The sequence below is a fragment of the Dokdonella fugitiva genome, from assembly GCF_014138265.1.
GTDB lineage: Bacteria > Pseudomonadota > Gammaproteobacteria > Xanthomonadales > Rhodanobacteraceae > Dokdonella_A > Dokdonella_A fugitiva_A.
This window is the reverse complement of sequence record NZ_JACGXL010000009.1, coordinates 1-19601: the sequence shown is the minus strand read 5'-3', so window position 1 is coordinate 19601 and position 19601 is coordinate 1. Positions and strand designations below refer to the sequence as shown.

Annotated in this window: 19 protein-coding genes; 8 read left to right on the top strand and 11 right to left on the bottom strand. The window is 70.5% G+C overall.

Going from position 1 to position 19601, the window contains the following annotated elements:
• Positions 1-36 precede the first annotated feature (36 nt).
• The 9 genes from FHW12_RS20755 to FHW12_RS20715 all read right to left on the bottom strand — a co-directional run bounded on the left by FHW12_RS20755 (position 37) and on the right by FHW12_RS20715 (position 9542).
• On the bottom strand, positions 37-327 hold the full coding sequence (locus tag FHW12_RS20755; protein WP_182532990.1) for a hypothetical protein: 291 nt from the start codon (positions 325-327) through the stop codon (positions 37-39).
• Positions 328-420: 93 nt separating this feature from the next.
• Positions 421-2505 (bottom strand): AAA family ATPase, encoded by a 2085-nt coding sequence (locus FHW12_RS20750; protein ID WP_182532989.1) that lies wholly within the window; start codon positions 2503-2505, stop codon positions 421-423.
• Entirely contained in the window at positions 2502-3833 is a 1332-nt protein-coding gene (locus tag FHW12_RS20745) for a DUF4255 domain-containing protein (RefSeq protein WP_182532988.1), read from the bottom strand. The genes FHW12_RS20750 and FHW12_RS20745 overlap by 4 nt, the downstream gene beginning before the upstream one ends.
• Entirely contained in the window at positions 3830-4585 is a 756-nt protein-coding gene (locus tag FHW12_RS20740) for a hypothetical protein (protein ID WP_182532987.1), read from the bottom strand. The genes FHW12_RS20745 and FHW12_RS20740 overlap by 4 nt, the downstream gene beginning before the upstream one ends.
• A gap of 1 nt (position 4586) precedes the next feature.
• Positions 4587-5333, bottom strand: a complete 747-nt coding sequence (locus FHW12_RS20735) for a hypothetical protein (RefSeq protein WP_182532986.1) — start codon at positions 5331-5333, stop codon at positions 4587-4589.
• Between the two features lie 9 nt (positions 5334-5342).
• A complete protein-coding gene (locus FHW12_RS20730) occupies positions 5343-5876 on the bottom strand; it encodes a phage tail protein (protein ID WP_182532985.1) in 534 nt (177 codons plus the stop codon).
• Positions 5877-5886: 10 nt separating this feature from the next.
• Positions 5887-7869 (bottom strand): phage tail sheath family protein, encoded by a 1983-nt coding sequence (locus tag FHW12_RS20725; protein WP_182532984.1) that lies wholly within the window; start codon positions 7867-7869, stop codon positions 5887-5889.
• A 35-nt stretch (positions 7870-7904) separates the two neighbouring features.
• Positions 7905-8183: a hypothetical protein gene (locus FHW12_RS20720; RefSeq protein WP_310735312.1), complete on the bottom strand. Its 279-nt coding sequence runs from the start codon at positions 8181-8183 to the stop codon at positions 7905-7907.
• Between the two features lie 321 nt (positions 8184-8504).
• Positions 8505-9542: a sigma 54-interacting transcriptional regulator gene (locus FHW12_RS20715; RefSeq protein WP_182532983.1), complete on the bottom strand. Its 1038-nt coding sequence runs from the start codon at positions 9540-9542 to the stop codon at positions 8505-8507.
• A 521-nt stretch (positions 9543-10063) separates the two neighbouring features.
• Here FHW12_RS20715 and FHW12_RS20710 point away from each other — a divergent pair.
• Positions 10064-10462 carry a YciI family protein gene (locus tag FHW12_RS20710; RefSeq protein ID WP_182532982.1) on the top strand — a complete coding sequence of 133 codons (399 nt, stop codon included), beginning with the start codon at positions 10064-10066 and terminating at the stop codon, positions 10460-10462.
• The gene (locus FHW12_RS20705) at positions 10462-11730 is read left to right on the top strand and encodes an RNA polymerase sigma factor (protein ID WP_182532981.1); all 1269 of its coding nucleotides are present in this window, start codon (positions 10462-10464) and stop codon (positions 11728-11730) included. The genes FHW12_RS20710 and FHW12_RS20705 overlap by 1 nt, the downstream gene beginning before the upstream one ends.
• 98 nt (positions 11731-11828) lie before the next feature.
• Here FHW12_RS20705 and FHW12_RS20700 read toward each other — a convergent pair whose 3' ends face one another.
• Positions 11829-12200, bottom strand: coding sequence for a hypothetical protein (locus FHW12_RS20700; RefSeq protein ID WP_182532980.1), 372 nt, complete (start codon positions 12198-12200; stop codon positions 11829-11831).
• Between the two features lie 221 nt (positions 12201-12421).
• On the opposite strand from FHW12_RS20700, the gene FHW12_RS20695 reads away from it, so the two are divergent.
• Positions 12422-14383 (top strand): acetyl-CoA hydrolase/transferase C-terminal domain-containing protein, encoded by a 1962-nt coding sequence (locus tag FHW12_RS20695; protein WP_310735311.1) that lies wholly within the window; start codon positions 12422-12424, stop codon positions 14381-14383.
• A gap of 96 nt (positions 14384-14479) precedes the next feature.
• Here FHW12_RS20695 and FHW12_RS20690 read toward each other — a convergent pair whose 3' ends face one another.
• A complete protein-coding gene (locus FHW12_RS20690) occupies positions 14480-14977 on the bottom strand; it encodes a hypothetical protein (RefSeq protein WP_182532978.1) in 498 nt (165 codons plus the stop codon).
• A 163-nt stretch (positions 14978-15140) separates the two neighbouring features.
• Between FHW12_RS20690 and FHW12_RS20685 the strand changes: the two genes are divergently transcribed.
• The 5 genes from FHW12_RS20685 (at position 15141) to FHW12_RS20665 (ending at position 19409) form a co-directional block, all read left to right on the top strand.
• Complete coding sequence (locus tag FHW12_RS20685; protein ID WP_182532977.1) at positions 15141-15836, top strand: SDR family NAD(P)-dependent oxidoreductase; 696 nt, start codon at positions 15141-15143, stop codon at positions 15834-15836.
• A gap of 128 nt (positions 15837-15964) precedes the next feature.
• Entirely contained in the window at positions 15965-17041 is a 1077-nt protein-coding gene (locus FHW12_RS20680) for a DUF4034 domain-containing protein (RefSeq protein WP_182532976.1), read from the top strand.
• A gap of 54 nt (positions 17042-17095) precedes the next feature.
• Positions 17096-17917: a hypothetical protein gene (locus FHW12_RS20675; RefSeq protein WP_182532975.1), complete on the top strand. Its 822-nt coding sequence runs from the start codon at positions 17096-17098 to the stop codon at positions 17915-17917.
• Positions 17918-17980: 63 nt separating this feature from the next.
• Entirely contained in the window at positions 17981-18643 is a 663-nt protein-coding gene (locus FHW12_RS20670; protein WP_182532974.1) for an energy transducer TonB, read from the top strand.
• 280 nt (positions 18644-18923) lie between these two features.
• Positions 18924-19409, top strand: coding sequence for a DUF456 domain-containing protein (locus FHW12_RS20665; RefSeq protein WP_182532973.1), 486 nt, complete (start codon positions 18924-18926; stop codon positions 19407-19409).
• Positions 19410-19601: the final 192 nt, after the last annotated feature.

Here is a 19601-nt window from a genome sequence, read left to right as displayed (position 1 = left end):
GCGCGCACTCCCGACGCGGTTGCGAGGGGCGGCTCATCATCGACTCCGCGGCGGCACGGGGCGTGATCGCGCTCCGAGCGCGATCGCGGCGACGTGGTCGGCGATCCGTGCCGCGCTGGCCTCGGGTGGCGCCGCTGCGACGGTCTCCGCAGCGTTCACCGCGCGAGACTCGATCGACGGCGATCGCCGCAGACCCGCTTGCAACGCGGGATCGGCGAAGCGCGCGGCGAGCATGCGTTCCAGCGCGAGCTGCAGCCGGCGCGCCTCGGCACGGTCGAGTGCGACGCCGTCGAGCACGAGGCGGTCGATGTGCAGGTGCACGCTCATGCGCCTGCCCTCATCCACCGCCCAGGGCAACGGCCCTTCGCGCCCGGGTGGCCGTCGAGGTCGCGCGTGTTCGCCTGCGCCACGGTCGCGTCCTCATTGCACCGCGCGCGGCGCGGTGGCCGGCGCGCGCGCGCCGTGGGTGGAACGCTCGAGCTTGCGCATCTCCATGCGCACCGCGTCGAGCAGGTGCGGCATGTCGACCGGCGCGCCGCCCTCGGCGGCGAGGAAGGCCGCGTTCATCGCGACGTTCTGGATCGAACCGCCGCTGAGGTTGATGCGCGCGAGCTGGTCGAGGTCGATGCCGTCGCGCGGCGTCGCCGCGGGGAACGCGGACGCCCAGATCGCGCGCCGCTCCGCCGCGCCCGGGAACGGGAAGTTCACGACGAAACGCAGGCGCCGCATGAACGCGACGTCGAGCGCGTGCTTCATGTTCGTCGCGAGGATCGCCAGGCCGGTGAATGCTTCCATGCGCTGCAGCAGGTAGTTGATCTCGATGTTCGCGTAGCGGTCGTGGCTGTCGCGCACTTCGCTGCGCTTGCCGAACAGCGCGTCGGCCTCGTCGAAGAACAGGATCGCGCCGCCGTCCTCGGTCGCGTCGAACACGCGCCGCAGGTTCTTCTCCGTTTCGCCGATGTACTTGTCGACGACCGCGGAGAGATCGATGCGATAGAGCGCGAGGCCGAGCTCGCCGGCGAGCACCTCGGCGGCGAGCGTCTTGCCGGTGCCACTCTCGCCGCAGAACAGCGCGGTGATGCCGAGGCCGCGGTGGCTGCGCGCGCGGAAGCCGTAGTCGTCGTAGACGCGACCGCGCTGGCGCACCTGCTCGGCGATGCGCCGAAGCTGCTCCTTCTCGTGGGCGGGTAGCACGAGCGCGTCCCAGTCCGCGCGCGGCTCGATGCGCCGCGCGAGTTGCCGCAGCGCCGGGCGCGCGCGTTGCGTGCAGGCGGACCACAGACGCGCGGCCAGCGCCGTCCGGTCGCCTTCGGCGAGCGCGTGTTCGGCGGTCGCGGCGATCGTGGCGAAATCGAGATCGAACTGTCCCGCCATGCGCGCAGCGAGCGCTTCCGCGTCGTCGCCGAGCGCGACGAGCGCGTGTTGCCACGCGGCGCGCTGTTCGCCCGCGCTCGCGCGACGCGCTTCGCCGACGAGCGTCTCCGGCGGCAGGCTGCCGAGCGCATCCTGTGCCGACACGACCACCGGCGCGTGGATGCGCGCGGCGAGCCGCTGCACGCGCGCGCACACCGCGTCCGGTGCGGTCTCGCCGTCGGCGAGTTCGACCACCAGCAGCAGGGGCAGCAGCAGGCTCTCGCGCCGCCACAACTGGATGAATGCATCGAGTTCGACGCCGCGTGCGGGCAGCACGTCGGCCGGCAACGTGAGCGCGCCGAGGCCGAGTCGCTGCGCGAGCGAACCGGCGAGCGCCAGGCGCTCGCGCGCGCTCGCGCCGTGCAGGTGCAGCAGCGACGCGCCGGAACGCACGCCGTGCTCGAATGCATCGACGACCGCTTGCTGTGCGAGCGGCAATGCATCGGACGCCGGCGCGGCGAGTTCCTCGATCGGCGAGCACAGCGTGGCGAGGCGTTCGTCGAGGTAATTGAGCCCCTTGAGGAACGCAGCGACGCGCTCGTCGATGCGCAGTGGCGCGGCAATCAGCGCCTGACTGCCCGACGGCGCGATCTCGATCAGGCGCAGCGCGCGCAACGGCCGCTCGGGCGCGAGGGCTTCCCAGCTCGGCTCCTCGAGCAAGGCGAGCGCGAGCGCGAAGGTCGGATGCGGCTTCGCCAGGTCGCCCTGCGCACGCGCGCACGCGGCGGCGAAGCCGCTGTCGATCTCGAGCGCGGCGCACAGCAGCAGGGTCTGCCGCTCGAACGTCGACAGCCCGCACGCGTCGGCGAGCAGGCGCAGCGCCGGCGGCGGTGTCGATTCCTCGGCGGACGCCATCGCCGCGCGCGCGGCGGCGACCGCGCCGTCATCGGGGATCGCTGCAGGCGTCGTCGGCGCCACCGCCGGCGCGATGCCTGCGCCACGCCGCCACCACGAGGGCGCGGTGGACGCGACGACCGGCGCGGCACTCGCGACGGTCGCCGGACTCGCCTGCGCGAGCCGCACGCGCAGCCATTGCAATGCGGCCGACAGGTAGGCCTGGTTCGCCCGTTCCCACTCGCTCTTCGTGCTCATGTGATCGTGATGCTCCGGTCGGGATCGAACGCGGGCGGCGAGGCGTCGACGTCGGTGACGAGCACGCTGTCGACGCCGTCGACCTGCACGCGCAACGGCAGCGGGGTTTCGGTCGGCTCCACGTGCGGGATCGCGAACGACAAGGTGCCGGTCTTCGCCGCAGGCGCCGGCGCCGCGTAGCCGTCGCCGCCGAGCAGCAGGTATGCGCGCTGGCCCGGCCACACCTGCGGCAGCACGTCGAGGGCGAGCGCGAGCGAACCGTCGGCCGCACGCGCGGCGGCGATCGGCAGCGGCGGTTGCAGGCGCGGCGCGAGTGCGAACGGCAGCGCGTCGGTGTAGCGATCGGGCTTGCCCGCGCGCTGGATGCGCAGCGTGATCGTGTAGTTGCCGGCCGGCCAGTCGGTCGCCGCGGTCGCGTCGACCGCGGGATCGGGCAAGGTCACGCGCACGCTCGACGCCGTCGCGCCCGCGTCGAGCGGCCGTTCGATCGGCGCCGCGAGCAGCGCGTGGCGGAACTGCGCGGTGACCGTGTCGCCGGCGAGATTGACGCCGTCGAGCACGAGCGTGTCGGCGAGCTCCGCTGCGGTCCTGCGCCGGTTCGCCGCGTCGCGGATGACGAGCGTGAGCAGCGTCGGCATGCTCGGCGGTGGCGGCTTGATGCCGGTCGACGCCTGCGCGCCACGATCCTCGGGGCCGCGGCGCAGCACCGGCAATGCGTCGCGCGTCGCCTTCACGCCCTGGATCAGCACGACCGACACGGTATAGGCCATGCTCGGCCGATAGCGCGCCTGCATCGCCGTCCACAGCTTGGAAAGTTCCTCCGAGCCGAGGTAGTTCGGCGCGAGCTTGATCTGTTCGATCTGTTCGGCGAGGTCGGCCGCGCTGCGGCCCTGCGCGTCGGTGAGCGCGAGCGCCTGCGTGACGGGGTTGTCCGGGCTGAGCGCCTTGCGGATCGCGCCGCGCGGCAGCACACGCATGTCGTGCAGCAGTTCCATCGCGTAGCCGAGCAGCACTTCGGCGGCGAGATCCTGCTGGCCGTACGCGGTCATGAGGTAGTGCAGGTCGAGCGCGAGCGGCGGATTGGCGAGCCGGTCACCGTTCGCCGCATGCGACGGCAGGCCGACGTTGCTCCAGCCACTGTTCGGCGAGACGCGGTAGAGGAACAGGTTGATCTGATTCGGCTCCTGCGCACCGGTCGACACGCGGTCCGGCGGCATCGCGCTGACCTTGTAGCTGCCGACTGCGGAGAGGTCGTTGTTGACGAGTCCGTCGTTGAGCAGGTCGAGCAGGGTCGCTGTGACCGTGGCGATGGCAAGCGGGCTGCTCACGAGCGCCCTCCTTCGCTGCGCCGGCGCAGGTAGGCGGCGAGGCTCGGCGAGTTCGCGCGACGGGCGCCGGATGCCGGTTCCGCCGCCGCGTCCTTGGCCGCTCGGATTTCGATGCGGCCGATCGTGACGTGGACCGGCGCGGCCGCCGTCGGCAACGTGCTGCGCACGGGCATCCGCGGCGGCAGCAGCGGTTGCAGCGCGGCGCCTTCGCGCGGGCCGGACGTGTCGTCGCGCGCGGGTGTCTTCGCACGCGGTTGCGACGGCGGCAGCGCGTGCGATGCCTCATCGCGACCGTGCGTCGGTGGTTCGCGATCGCCACGCGCGGGCTCGGCGGTTCGCGGTGATGCGAGCGGCGCGACTGCGGCAGCGGCTTCGCGCTCGGTCGACGCGGGCGACCGCGGCGACGGCACGACGACCACGCGTGGCACCGGGTCGGGTTGTGGCACGGGCCTGCGCACTTCGTGTACGACGACCGCGGGCACCGATGCGGGGGCGTCTGTCGGCGCGACGCGTTCGCCGTCCATGCCTGGTGCCGCGTCGATCCGCTCGCTCGCCGTGGCGAGCGGCGCCGCCGACCGGTCGACGACCGGTCGGCGCGCCGCGTCGTGCGGGGCGTCCGCGTCGACCGGCGTCGGCGCGGCCGCCTCGACCGCCTCGTAGCGCGACGGCAGTCGCGGCGCGAGCAACGGCACCGCATCGGTGCGCGCGATGCCGAGTTCGCGTGCGGCGAGATGGCCGAGTGCGCGCAGCATGTCAGCCCTCCAGCCGCTCGAGGTAGCTCTGCCGGCGCGCCGCCGGCAGCGCGAGGATCTCGCCTTCGGTCCAGCCGAACGCGCTCGCGAGGCGGACGATCTCGTCGAGCAGACGCCGCGTGCGCGCGGCGAATTCGCCGTAGAGGAATTCGCCGACGTCGAACGCCTGCTGCCAGGCATGCGCGCAGTCGGCGCAATGCACCGCGAGCGTGATGTCCGCGTGCGGATCCAGCTCGCCGAAGCGCTCGGCGATGGCCTCGACCAGCGCGGTCGGCCATTGCGCGTCCGCGCACGCCGCGCTGCCGCGGCGCACGTCGAGGACGCAGCGCCGCACGAGTTCGCGACCGATCGCGAGCGCGTCGCCGGCCTCGTCGAGGCCGCGCAGGTCGGCGCTGTTCGGCAGGCGGAAGCGAGCGCGATACGGGCCGAACCGCAGTTCGTATTCGGCCGCCTCGGTGCTGTCTGCGTCCGCATCGGAGCCGACGCCGAAATCGGCTGCATCGAACGCGATCTCGACCGTCGCGCCGCAGCGCGGGCACGGTGCGACGCCGACGATGGCGTCGCCGAGGCAGCGCGCGCGCAACGCAATCAGCAGCGCGTTGCGGCGACCGAGCGGCAAGCGCGCGAGTTCGTCGTACGAGTGCTCCGGGCAGGCCGCCCGCAGCAACAGCAGTGCGCGCGCGACCGGCGTCGCGCCGCGCCCTCGTTCGCACGCGTCGAGCAGGTCGCTGTCGGACGGGATGCGCATGGCGGCGCGTCAGGCGACCAGCGGCGGTTCGTCGAACGCTTCCTCGGTCGGCTCGGCCAGCGCGTAGTCGCGCTCCCAGCCCTCGTTCTCGAGTTTGAGGTGCTGGATCAGCACCGCGTTGCCGTTCGCGTCGAGGTCGGACGTCGCCTGGTACTCGGACACCCAGCAGCGATGCACGTTGTAGCGCAGCACGAGCTGGCCGGCCTCGTTGAAGATCTCGATCTGGATGTTCTTGCGGAAATCCTTCAGCGAGACCTCCTTGCCGAGCCCGGCGCCGTAGTTCCACACCTTGTTGCACCACTGCTCGAAGTCGGGATCGTGCGTGACGCCGCGCTCGAGCGTGATCGCCTCGTACTCGGTGCGACCGGGCGACTTGCGGCTGCTGCTCGGATCGGCGCCCTCGCGGTGCTTGACCACTTCGGTCGTGCGCTTGAGCGAGCTGACCTTGCTGACGCCGGCGACCGTGTGCTTGTCCCACACGACGCGGAACTTGAAGTTCTTGTACGGATCGAATCGGGTCGAATTGGCTTTGAACTGGGCCATGGCGGTCTCCTCACACTTCGATCTGGCCGGCGATCTGCTGCAGCTTGATCACGACGAACTCGGCCGGCTTGAGCGGCGCGAAACCGACGATGATGTTGACGATGCCGAGGTTGATGTCGTTCTGCGTCGTGCTTTCGGAGTCGCACTTGACGAAGTACGCCTCGCGCGGCGAGCGGCCCTGGAAGGCGCCCTGGCGGAACAGGTTGTGCATGAACGCGCCGACGTTGAGGCGGATCTGCGCCCACAGCGGCTCGTCGTTCGGCTCGAACACGACCCACTTGAGCCCGCGATACAGGCTCTCCTCGATGTACAGCGCGGTGCGCCGCACCGGGATGTACTTGTATTCGTCGGCGAACGCGTCGGCGCCGCGCAAGGTGCGCGAGCCCCACAGCACGCGGCCGTAGACCGGGAAGCTGCGCAGGCAGTTGATGCCGAGCGGGTTGAGGTCGCCGTTCTCGTCGTCGGTGAGCGGCACGCCCATCATCGACACGCCGGCGAGCGAGGCGTCGATGCCGGCGGGGGCCTTCCAAACGCCGCGCTGCGCGTCGGTGCGCGCGAAGATGCCGGCGACGACGCCGCTCGGCACGAACGACTCGAGCTGGTTGCCGCGCAGCGGATTGGGCATCACGACGTGCGGGAAGAACAGTGCCGCGTTGCGGCTGCGCGTGCCGACCTTCTCGGTGGTCGCGTCGGTGAACTCGCCGATCGCCGCGGTCTTGCTGTCCCAGTTCGAGCGCGGGTCGACGATGAGCATCGCGCGCCGCTTCTCGCAGTACGCGGCCGCTCGCGCGACGAGGTTGGCGTCGACGTCGGCGTCGAAGCCGACCGCGGAGGTCGGCGTGTACGGCGGCAGGCAAAGCAGGTTGAACAGCTCGTCGCGCGCGTACAGCTGTTCGAGCGCGTACATGCCGAGCTTGTTCGCCTCGCCCTGGTCGGGCAGGAAGTCGTTGATGTCGACCTGGCCGCCGTCGGTCACCGCATCGAGCGCGGCCTGCATCGCGGCCGACAACGCAGCCTGCTTGGCGGCGATCGCGGCCGTGTCGGGCACGACCTTCGCCTTGAGCTGGGCGAGCTCCCATTCGAGCTTGCGCACCGCGTCGCGCAGCACCGGCCAGGTGCCGTCCGCGTTCCTGGTGTGCAGCGCTGCCGGCACGGTCGGCGCCGCGCCGTCGAGGTCGACCGCCGCCGTATCCCAGCGGATCAGGTCCGACTCGTCGAGCAGCACCTTGTCGACGCGCCGCGCGCTCGCCTTGGTGCTGAGGTTGAGGAAGCGCTCGCTGCGACCGCTGCCGACGTCGATGACGGCGAGGTTGAACAGGTCGTTCGCGCCGAGGCCGAGCGCGAGCGCGTAGTCCTTCGACGTATTGCCGTCGATCTCCACGCGCAGGCCCGCGCCCCACTTGCCCGGGTTCGCCGCGACGAAGCGGAACGTGTTGCCCTCGTCGACGATGCGCGCGCTCGCGAGCACGCTCGCCGGCGCGGCTGCCGCGTCCGCCACGGCGGCGATGTCGGCCGTGGTCGCCGTGTCGGCGAGCGCGGCGACGGCATCGAGCACGGCTTTCGCGGCCACCTTCTCCGCCGCCGACTTGCCCGCGTCGTTGGTGATCGCGTCGGACGCGGTCTTCGCCGCGGCCTTGGCGGCGGCGGCGTTGGCGGCGCCCTTGGCGGCGTCGGCCACGCTCTTCGCCGCTGCGCTCGTCGCCGGGATGTCGGCGTCGGCGTAGGCGGCGTGGAAGAGACGCACGATCACGCCCTTCTGGCCGCCGTTGGCGAAGAAGTCGCGCGCCGCGAAGCTCATGCTGCCGTCGAGCCAGAGCCCGCCGAACTCGCGTTCGTAGTCGGCATAGCTGTTGATCACGATCGCTTCGTTCACCGCGCCGCGCAGTGCGCGGCCGACGAACGCCGTGATCGAGGTCGCGACACCCGTGATCGTGCGTACGCCGCTCGGGATCTCCTCGACGTACACGCCGGGGTAAGTGAGCGCAGCTGGCATAGTCATCTCCTTCGTCTTCGCGGCCGTGGCCGCCGTCATTGCCCGCGGGTCGTGTGTCGCGCGTCGGTCACCAGCGAATAGAGCTTCTCGCCGTCGGGAAGCGGGTCGCGCCTCAGCACGCCGGCGTCGACGAGGCGCGTGAGCGCCGCCTCGATGCGCGCCTTTTCGAGCGCGTAGCGCTGCAGCGGCAGCCACCACGACACGATGCCTTCGAGCGTGTCCGCCGCCTCGGGATGGCTGCGCAGGTAGCTCACGACCGTCATCTCGATCTCCTGGCCCGTGCCGTCGGAACCGCCTTCGCTGCGATCACTCACGCCGGCCCCTCCACGCACACATGCACCGGGTAACGCAAACGGCGTGCCACGCGCGAAGCCACCCGCGCGGCGCATCACAGCGGCGTTTTTTATACTTTGCGGACTACGCAACCCGGGGCAACGGCGACCCGCGGCGCGAACGTTCCGGGTCGCGCGCGACCCATGCGCGGCGACGCGCGGCGGAAGCGGACGAAGCGGCAGGGCGCCTTGGCGCCTGAGGTAGTAGCACGCCGCGCGCCGCACACGCGCGCACGACGCTGGCTCGACATTCGGGCCGGACGCGGATCCTCGGCTGCGGGCATGATGCACGGCCCGGAGCGATCAACCCTCGCGGAAGTCGCCCTTCTCGATGCCGCGGCGCTTGAGCATCTTGCCGAGCTGGCGGCGCTCGATGCACGACAGGCGCGCCGCCGCACTGACGTTGCCGGAGGTGCGGCGCATGAGCTCGGTCAGGTAGCCACGTTCGAACGAGGCGATCGCGGACGCCTTCGCCGCGCTGAAGCTGCCGCTGAAATAGGCGCCACGCGAATCGGCGACGGCCTCGAGCATGCCGTCGTCGTCGGCGTCGTCGATCGCATCGATTTCGATTCGCTCGCGCGGCACGCGCGCGAGCAGCGCCGGCTCCGCCGCGCCGATCTCGCGCACGCCGACTTCGTCGCCGTCGGCGCAGAGGCACGCGCGCAACACGACGTTCTCGAGTTCGCGCACGTTGCCGGGCCATGCGTGCGCCTGCAGCGCGTGCAGCGCATCGTCGCTCCAGCGCTTCGCGTCGAGGCCGAGCCGCCGCACCGAAGCCTCGAGGAAATGTTCGGCGAGCAGCGCGATGTCGACGCCGCGCTCGCGCAGCGCGGGCAGGCGCACGTACAACGGATTGAGCCGGTAGTAGAGATCGCGCCGGAAGCGTTCGAGTACCACGAGCGCCTGCAACGACGCGTTCGTCGCGGCGATGATGCGCACGTCCGCCGCGCGCGTCGGCCCGCCGCCGACCGGGCGGTATTCGCTGTCCTGCAGGAAGCGCAACAGGGTCACCTGCGCCTTCGGCGACAGGCTGTCGACCTCGTCGAGGAACAGCGTGCCGCCGCGCGCGTGTTCGATGAGCCCGGGCTGCTCGCTGCGCGCGTCGGTGAACGCACCGCGTCGATGGCCGAACAGCTCGCTCTCGGCGAGCGTGTCCGGAATCGCGCCGCAGTTGACCGGCACGAACGGCTTGTCGCGCCGGGGCCCGGCATAGTGGATCGCGCGCGCGGCGAGCTCCTTGCCGGTGCCCGTCTCCCCCTCGAGCAACACGGGCGCGCCGCACGCGGCGAAACGGTGCAGCTGCGCGAGCATCGCATTGAACTGCCGAGACCGCCCGATCATTGCAGCTCCCACCACGGATCGTGGTGTTCCCGCACCCGCCGATGCCGGTCGCCGCGTCCGCGACGTGCCGATTTCGTGCGGATCGCGGCGAGCTCCCGATCCGCACTGTGCAAAATTCCATTCGTGCGAGGTCGCATTATCGCGCGCGTTCGTGACCGCACCGTTCCTTCGTGTGTACGAAATCTCCTACGCGCGATGTACGAGGTTGCAGCGCACGCCGCCCGCACGCGTCGACGTACGCCGGACGGCGCGGCTTTGAGACATCGTCCGGCGAATGCGTTTACTGCTGGCATGCAATTTGGCGCGAAGCAGCGCCCGGCGCGCCGGTGTCAGGCCGCCCGCGTACGGGCAGACTCCGCCGTGCGAAAGCGGCCGCGACGCGTAGCGTGGACGCGCTCGCCGACGACGACGTAACCTCGATCGCTCCATCTTTTTTCGCCGGGCATGTAGAGAACGCGGGCCCGGCTCCGACTTACCCGTGAAAGCCAGCCATTCCGGTCGGCTCGAAAGGAGGAAAGTCCATGAAATACATGCTCATGATGCACGCGCCGAAGGCGGGCTGGTCGACCGCGGGCATCGGCACCTGGCCGCCGAAGGACATCCAGGCGCACATCCGCTTCATGATGGATCTCAACGCGCAGCTCAAGGCGGCCGGCGAGCTCGTCGACGCGCAGGGACTCGCGGGACCGGAGGAAGCGAAGCTCGTGCGCGCCCGCGCCGACGGCTCTCCCGACACCGACGGGCCGTTCGCCGAGGCGAAGGAGTTCCTCGCGGGCTTCTGGATCGTCGACGTCGACAGCACCGAGCGCGCCTACGCGATCGCGGCGCAGGCATCGGCGGCGCCCGGCAAGGGTGGTGCACCGCTCAACATGCCGATCGAAGTGCGCCAGGTCATGAGCGCACCGCCGGTCGACGCGTGATGGAACGCACCGGCGTCGAGTCCCTGCTGCGCCAGCTCGCACCGCAGGTGCTCGGCGCCGTCGTGCGCCGCTACGGCGACTTCGCCGCGTCGGAAGACGCGGTGCAGGAAGCGCTGCTCGCCGCCGCATTGCAGTGGCCGACGGAAGGGCGGCCGGAGAATCCGCGCGCATGGCTCATCCACGTCGCCGGCAGGCGCATGACGGACCAGGTGCGCAGCGAGCTCGCCCGGCGGCAGCGCGAGACGCTGCTCGCATTGTGGGAAGCGCCGGCGCTGGAACCCGTGTTCGACGACGGCGATTTCCCCGTGGATCGCGACGACACGCTCGTGCTGCTGTTCATGTGCTGCCATCCCGCGCTCACGCCGTCGTCGGCGATCGCGCTGACGCTGCGCGCCGTGGGCGGCCTCGCCACGGCCGAGATCGCGCGCGCGTTCCTCGTGCCGGAAGCGACGATGGCGCAGCGGATCAGCCGCGCCAAGCAGACGATCCGCGATTCGGGCGTGCCGTTCGCGATGCCCGATGCAGACGAGCGTGCCGCGCGCCTCGACGCGGTGCTGCACGTGCTCTACCTCGTGTTCAACGAGGGCTACGCGACGAGCAGCGGCGATGCGCTGCACCGCACCGACCTGTCCGACGAGGCGATTCGCCTCGCCCGCGACGTGCACGCACTGCTGCCGCGCGAGGGCGAAGTCGCCGGCCTGCTGGCGCTGATGCTGCTCACCGACGCGCGCCGCCCCGCACGCACCGGCGCCGCGGGCGAACTCGTGCCGCTCGACCAACAGGACCGCGGGCTATGGAACCGCGCGCTCATCGACGAAGGCGTCGCGCTGATCTCGGCGACGCTCGCACGCGGCGCGGTCGGCGCGTACCAACTGCAGGCCGCGATCGCCGCCGTGCACGACGAAGCAGAGAGCGCGGCCGCGACCGACTGGCCGCAGATCCTCGCGCTCTACACGGTGCTGCTGCGCCTCGCCGACAACCCGATGGTCGCGCTCAACCACGCGATCGCGCTGGCAATGGTGCACGGACCCGCTGCGGGACTCGAACGACTCGATGCGCTGTCGACGGACCGGCGCATCGCCGGCCATCATCGACTCGACGCCGTGCGCGCGCACCTGTTCGAGCGTGCCGGCGAACCCGCGCGCGCGATCGAGCACTACCTCGCCGCAGCGGCGAAGACCGCGAGTACGCCGGAGCGCGACTACCTCGTCGCGCAGGCAGCACGACTGGGCGATGCGGGCAGCGGGACGCCGCGAGCGTCACCCTGATCGACGCATGAGTTGCCGCGTGGCACCGCCCCGGCACGCGCCGCCCGGATCGATCGCTCGACCCTGCAACGAGAGCCACGATCCGGCGTGTAGTCGCGTCATTCCCGCGCTTCCTCGACCAGCTCGATGCTGCCGATGTGCCCACGGCCCAGGCAGGCATGCGAACACCACCGTGCGTCGAACATACCGATCACCCGCAGCCTGTGTCCGTCCTTGCGTTGGAGGTCGACCATCTCCGCTTCCGATCGCGGCAGGTCGAGCGCAACGGACGCGCCGCCGGAATCGGCATACAGGGCGCTCGTGTCGGGCGAGAATTCGAACCGCCCGACCACGTCCACGCGGGTGCCATCCCTGTGCGCGGGGTCCGCGACGAGGGCTGCGACTCCGATGCGGTCGGGACGCATGCCGATCGTCGACGACGCGCAGGAAGCGCAGGCGACGATCGATCCCAGGACAAGCAAGCGCCTCATGCCGTTCCTCCCAGCTGTCGATCCGGCTCTTCCTCGCATCGGGCACGATCATGCCGTTCGCCGAGGGAGAAAGCACCCGATCGGACTGCGGTTCCCCATGCGTCGATCTCCTCAGGAGCAGTTCGCGCAAGCATGCGTCATGCCGGGATCCGCGCGACGACGCTCGATCCGGCCACGCATGCGGTACGCTTCGTCACGTCGATTCCGGCCACGGAGCCCGCGTGAACGCGACGAGTGCCTCGTTGTCCATCGCCGATGCGGTCGAACGCATCGTGCAGCGCGGCGGCGAGCGCGTCGCGGTCGCGGCCCCGCTCGGGCTGGGCAAGCCGAATCACCTGCTGAATGCGCTCTATGCACGATTCAAAGCCGATCCGACACGCCGCTTGACGCTCTACACCGCACTGTCGCTCGACCTGCCCGAAGCCGCCACCGATCTCGAGCGGCGCTTCCTCGGACCGTTCCTCGCGCGCCAGTTCGGTGCGGACTATCCGCGGCTCGACTACGTCGTCGACATGAAGGCGGATCGCGTGCCGGCGAACGTGCGCGTCGAGGAGTTCTACTTCCAGTCCGGCGCGATGATGCACGCGGCGCGTGCGCAGCGCGACTACGCGAGCATCAACTACACCTCGGTCGCACGCGATCTCGCCGAGCGCGCCGGGCTGCACGCGATCGTGCAGCTCGTCGCCGCGCGTGGCAGCGGTGCCGACGCGCGCTACAGCCTGTCGTGCAACCCGGACGTGACGCTCGACGTGCTCGAAGCGATCGCGGCGAACGGCGGCCGCCGGCCGCTGGTGATCGGCGTCGTGCACCCGGAGCTGCCGTTCCTCGGCGGCGCGGCCGAAGTCGGCGCGGAGTTCTTCGACGGGCTCGTCGACGGCAGCACGCCGGCGCAGCCGCTGTTCGCGCTGCCGCGCAATGCGGTCGACCCCGCCGAGTACGCGATCGGCCTGCACGCGAGCACGCTCGTGCGCGACGGCGGCACCTTGCAGATCGGCATCGGCGCGCTGTCCGACGCGATCGTGCAGGCGCTGCTGCTGCGCCAGCAGCGCAACGCCGACTATCGCTCGGCCGTCGCCGCGTTGCGCGGCAGCGACGCGGCGGACGACGCGCTCGTCGCGCGCTGGGGCGGCGTCGCGCCGTTCGAGCGCGGCCTGTACGGCGCCAGCGAGATGATCATGGATGGCTTCATGCACCTGCGCAAAGCCGGCATCCTCGTGCGGCGCGTGCATGACGACCTCGAGGTCGAACGCGCGCTCGCCGACGGGCGCGCCGTGGATCCGGCCACGTTGCGTGGCGGGCACTACCTCAAGGGTGCGTTCTACCTCGGCTCGAAGGATTTCTACGCGTGGCTGCGCGCGCTCGACGGCGACGACTACGCCGGGCTCGCGATGAGCGCGGTGTCGGACGTGAACCAGCTCTACGGCGGCCATGAACAACTCGACGCCGCGCAACGCCGCGACGCGCGCTTCTTCAACACCTGCATGATGGCCACCCTGCTCGGCGCGGCGACCTCGGATGCGCTCGAGGACGGCCGCGTCGTCAGCGGCGTCGGCGGCCAGTACAACTTCGTCGCGATGGCGCACGCGCTCGCGGGCGGGCGATCGGCGCTGCTGCTGCGCGCGACGCGAACGAACGGGCGCGTACTCGAATCGAACATCCGCTGGAGCTACGGCCACACGACGATCCCGCGCCACCTGCGCGACATCTACGTGACCGAGTACGGCGTCGCCGACTTGCGCGGCCGCTCCGACGAGGCGTGCGTGCGCGCGATGCTCGCGATCGCCGACGCGCGCTTCGTCGACGAGCTCGCCGCGACTGCCGTGCGCAACGGCAAGCTTCCTCGCGATTTCCGCGTGCCCGACGCGTGGCGTGCGAACACGCCGGAGGCGCTCGCCGAGCGCCTGCGCGCGGCGAAGGCGGCCGGCCTGCTGCCCGCGTTCCCGTTCGGCAGCGACTTCGACGCGACCGAGCTGCGCGTGCTGCCGGCCTTGTTGTGGTTGAAGGCGCGCATCGGCGATCCGCGCCGCTGGCCGTCGCTCGTCGCGGCGCTGCTCGCACCGGGCGGACGCGCGGAGGATGCTGCGCTGCTCGCGCGGCTCGATCTCGAGCGACCCGCGTCGGTCGGCGAACGCGTACTGGCGCGGCTCGTGCGCGGCGCGATCGAGCGTTCGCGCGCACATTGAAGGCTCGAAGGGAGGCGGACTTCGACCGGAGCGCGTCCCCAATAACGCGGTCGCGATCGAAGCCGCCCAAAAAAATGGGTGGGACTCGCCCGGCTGTCAGCTCAGCACGGACGCGTCGTGGAATGGCAGCGGCGTCGCGCCCGCGTGCCGCACCGCCTCGCGCACCTGCGCTTCGTGGTCGCGCTGGTCGTCGACGACGACGAGGATGTTGCCGGCGTCGATCTCGCGTTCGAATTTGCGGCGCACGTGGTTCGGCACGGTCGAGCCGACCAGTGCGGCACTCCACGCGCCGACCATCGCGCCGACGAGCACGACGAGGCAGGCACCTGCGAAGTTCATCTCGACCGCGGGAATCAGCAGCGCGATGAGCGCACCGAAGATGCCGAGCGCGGCGCCTAGCCCGGCGCCGCGCAGCGCCGACGGCAGCATGTCGGTGGACGTGTCGAGCCGTTCGTGCGGCAAACGCTCCATCTCGATGTCCGCGCGCGCGATCAGCGAGATGTCCTCGTCGTCGGCGCCCGCCGCGCGTGCGGCGAGCATCGCCGCCTGGGCGGTCGCGAAGTCCTGTGCGCAGAAAACCTGGCGGAATTTCATTCGCTGCCTCCTCGGTCGCATGTGGACCCGGGCGGAATCGCGATTGCACGCTAGTCCTGCCCGCCTCAATCGCGCCTTAACACGCCGCAGCCGCCGTGCTGCGACGCCGCATGCGGGCGCGCTCGACTATGATGTTCGTTCCAAAGTCGGTGCAGGAGGTTTCATGAACGTGCAGGGCAAGCGCATCGCGATCACCGGCGGGTTCGGCACGCTCGGCGCGGCGGTCGCGCGCGTGGCGAGCGCAGCCGGCGCCAAGGTGGCCGCGATCGACCGCGCGGATAGCGCACCGGCCGGCCTCGCCGACGCCGGCGTCGTCGCGATCGGCGGCGCCGACATCGCCGACGGCGACGGCGCGCGCAAGGCGATCGACGACGCCGCGAACACGCTCGGCGGCCTCGATGCACTCGTCAACATCGCCGGTGCGTTCCGCTGGGAAACGCTCGCCGACGGCAGCATCGACACCTGGGACCTGCTCTATCGCATCAACGTGCGCACCGCAGCCGCGGCGAGCAAGGCCGCACTACCGCACCTGCGCAAGAGCGCCGCAGGCCGCATCGTCAACGTCGGCGCGAATGCGGCGACGAAAGCCGCGGCCGGCATGGGCGCGTACGCCGCGTCGAAGGCGGGCGTGATGCGCCTCACCGAGGCGCTCGCCGAGGAACTCAAGGACGCGAACATCACCGTCAACGCGATCCTGCCGAGCATCATCGACACGCCACCGAACCGTGCCGACATGCCGAAGGCGGATTTCGGCAAGTGGGTGAAACCGGAACAGCTCGCCGAGGTGATCCTGTTCCTCGTCTCGGACCAGGCTGCCGCGGTGACGGGCGCACTGCTGCCGGTGGTGGGGCGCGTCTAGGCCCGACGCTTCCCTCGCTTCGCTCGTTCGCCATGAGTGTGCCGCGACCAGCGGCACGACGATCGTGCCCCGCGCGAACGCGGTTGCGGGCGCTGGGTACGATCGCGCGTAAACCAAAGGAGAGACCGATGAAGCCCCTGCTCGCCCTCTTCGCACTGGCTGCTCCGCTGGTGTTCGCGCAATCCCCCGCGCCGGCCGCGAAGCATTGGCCATGGGACATGCGGCCCAACAAATGCCTCGCCTACGGGGGACATGCATTGCCGGGCACGCAGTGTGCGGAGGCGCCGCCATGGCCGACGTACTCCATCGCGCTCGAGCATGTCCGCATGCTATTCGCGAATCCGGACTTCGATCTGGTCCAGCGCGCGGAGGACGACCTCGCATACTCCAACGCGCAGTTCGAATCCGGCGACTATTTCTTCGAAGCCTGGATACAGGGGATGAACGGCGGGTTACGCCAACCGGTCGAACAAGCCCAGGCGATCATCCAGAGCTGGAAGGATGCCAAGGGAGACGACGGCTTCGCCGCAGTGGCAGAAGCGATGCTCTGGGGTAGGCGCGCCTGGGCTGCTCGCGGCAGTGGATTCGCATCCACGGTGGCGCCAGAAGCATGGGAACTTTTCCGCAAGAATCTCGGCAAGGCCATGGCGGCGCTCGACGCAGCATCGCCGAAGGTTCGCAAATCGGGGGCTTGGTGTCAGCTCAAGGCGACCTATGCGTTTCAGGCCTCCAATCCGCGCGAAGGCGAGAAGCTCGTCGCCGAAGCTGCGAAACACTGGCCCGACAGCGTCGACATCGCGCGCCTGCCGATGGAGTTCGCACAACCGAAATGGGGTGGCTCGTTCGAGGCGATGGACGAAGCGGCGCGGACGGCGACCCGGCGCGCCAAGCGCCTGGGCAAAGGCATGTATCCGCTGTTGTACTCGCTCGCCTCCTGGGACCAGGGCCGCTACACCCTGGCGGACACGAAGGCGGACTGGACGCTGATGAAGGAAGGCTTTCGCGTGCTTGAACCCCAGCTCGCCGCGCCGGCGACGTGGCATGAGTTCGCGCAGTTCGCCTGCCAGATGCACGATCGCGAGGAAGCGAAGCGCCTGTACGCCGTGAGGGATGCCAAGCGCGCCGCCGATCCCAACGGCCGGGACTCCTTCGACGACGACTCCGACGCGTGTCGCACCTATGCATTCGGGGCCAAGGACGCCTGATCGCTGCGCGATCCGGTACGGTCGACCGACTCTGCCGCGTCGCACGCCCGACTCATGCCCGAACCGCGCGATTACCAGCGTTTCCTGCAGGCCTCCGCATCGAACAAGGCGACGATGCGCGGCCTGCAGCACCTGCTGCCCGAACCGCCGCCGTCGGCGCGGCTGTGGAGCCAGGCCGGACTCATCGTCGCGAGCAGCGGGCTGCCGATCGTGTTGTGGCTCCTCGGGCGGCTGCAACCCCTCGACGTGATCCTGCTCTACCTCGCCGAAGGCACGATCTACGGCGTCGCAGTGATCGCGCGCGTGCTGTCCACGGCGGCGCCGCCATCGGGGGGCGAACGACCGCGCGCGCTCACCGCGCTCGGCTACGCGATCCACCTCGCCGTCGTGTGGGGCGGCCTCGGCCTCGGCCTGATCGAATGCGTCGCGCCGAAACCCACGGGCGCTTCGCTGCACGACTGGCTCGCGCCGTTGCTGCAACGTTTCGATCACCGCTCGATGGCGGTTGCGGCACTGACGACGGCCGCCTTCCTGCTGCTCGACGTCGTGCGCCGCGGCGACTACATCGACGCCTACCTCGCCTTCGGTCCGCGCGAAACCGCACGCTACGGGTTCACCTATCCGTTCGCGCTGGCCTTCCTGCTCGGCGGCGCGCTGCTCATCGCCGTGTTCGCGCTGCATGCGGACGACGCGTTCGTGCAACGCGGCACGCCGCTCGTCGCGCCTGCATTCTTCGCGTTCTGGCTGGTCGGCTGGCGCCTGTTCCTGCAGCTGACGAACCTGACCCTGCCGATCTGGGGACGCAGGCTCGGCCGTTTCGAGGAACGCTTCGCGCGAGCGATGGGCGAGCCGCCGACCGACGGCGACACGCGCTGACGTCAACCCCGCCGCGCACGCTGCCGCGTTACCGCCTTCGCAACTACCGGAGGAGGCACGACCATGGCGACCCGCGCAGCCGCACACCATCCGCAACCCGACTGGCAGCGCATCGCCGCGCTGAGCACGAGTTTCCTCATGCACGCGGTCGCCGCGATGGCGGTCGCGGTGCCGCTCGCGATGCAGGTCGAGCGCATCGAATCGCGGCCGGTGGCCGCGAGCCTCATCGACACGCCGCCGCCGGTGCCGCCACCTCCGCCGGAACAGCTGCCACCGCCGCGTGCGCCCGTGCATCACGCGACGCCGCAACCGCCACCGGTGGCACCACCGGTACCGGTACGCAGCGTGATCGAAGTACCGGCGCCGCCCGCGCCGATCGATGCCACGCCGGTGCAGCCGACGACGCCGTCGGCGACGAGCGACGTCGCCGACGGCGCCGGTACCGGCGAAACGCGACGCCTCGCCTACGACGGCGCCCTGAAGCTCAAGTATCCGGCGACCGCGCTGCGCTCGCGCCAGCAGGGGGAAGTGCTGCTCAGCGTGCTCGTCGACCCGAGCGGCAACGTGCAGCGCATCGAGATCGCACGCAGCTCGGGCCATGCAGATCTCGACAACGCCGCGCGCGAGGCGGTGCAGCGTGCGCATTTCAAGCCGGTGCTGCGCGATGGCCAGGCGATCGCGGCGTGGGGCACGGTGCCGATCGAGTTCCGCCTCGATCGCGCATGAGAGCGAGAACGTCAGGCTGACGCCACGCTTCGCGCTTTGAAGTCTCCCCATTCAAGGGGGAGGTCGGGAGGGGACGGTGTTTTCAATCGCGCGGCGCTCGAACAACACCATCCCCACCCAGCCCTCCCCTTGAAGGGTTGAACACATCACGACCGCACACCCATCGTTGCTAGCACATCGTGGACAACCCGGTGAGGACGAGCGACTCGCGCCTTGCGGCGCGCGCACGATCGAAACCCGGATCGGCTAGAGTGGCCGCACCGCCGAACCGGATCGCCGAATGGACCTTCACGCCCTCTGGTACGTCCTCGCCGTCATCCTCGTCGTCGTCGGTCTCGTCGGCACCGTGCTGCCCGCGCTGCCGGGCGTGCCGCTCGTGTTCTGCGGCCTGCTGCTCGCGGCCTGGACCGACGGCTTCGCCCACGTCGGTGCATTCACGCTGTTCGTGCTCGGCGCGCTCGCCGTGATCGCACTCGGCATCGACTTCGTCGCCGGCCTGCTCGGTGCGAAGAAGGTCGGCGCGAGTCGCCATGCCGTCATCGGCGCCGCGCTCGGCACCCTGCTCGGCCTGTTCTTCGGACTGCCCGGCCTGCTGCTCGGCCCGTTCGTCGGGGCGCTCGTCGGCGAACTCGTCGCCGGCGGCACCTTGCGCAAGGCGACCGGCGTCGGCGTCGGCGCGTGGATCGGCTTCCTCGTCGGCGCGATCGCCAAGCTCGCGATCTGCTTCGCGATGCTCGGCATCTTCGCGTTCGCCTTCCTGGCGTGAGAAGCAAAGATTGAAACACGAAGGACACGAAGGACACGAAGGAAGAACATTCGACAGTGAGCAGGTCCGGACAGGAGCACAGTCCAGCGCAAGCACCTGGACCACCCCGGGTTTCTCGGACAGTCTAATTAGACACCGCCTGCGCGGCGAAGTCTTCGGGTGAGCGGTTGCCCAGCGCGCTGTGCAATCGCT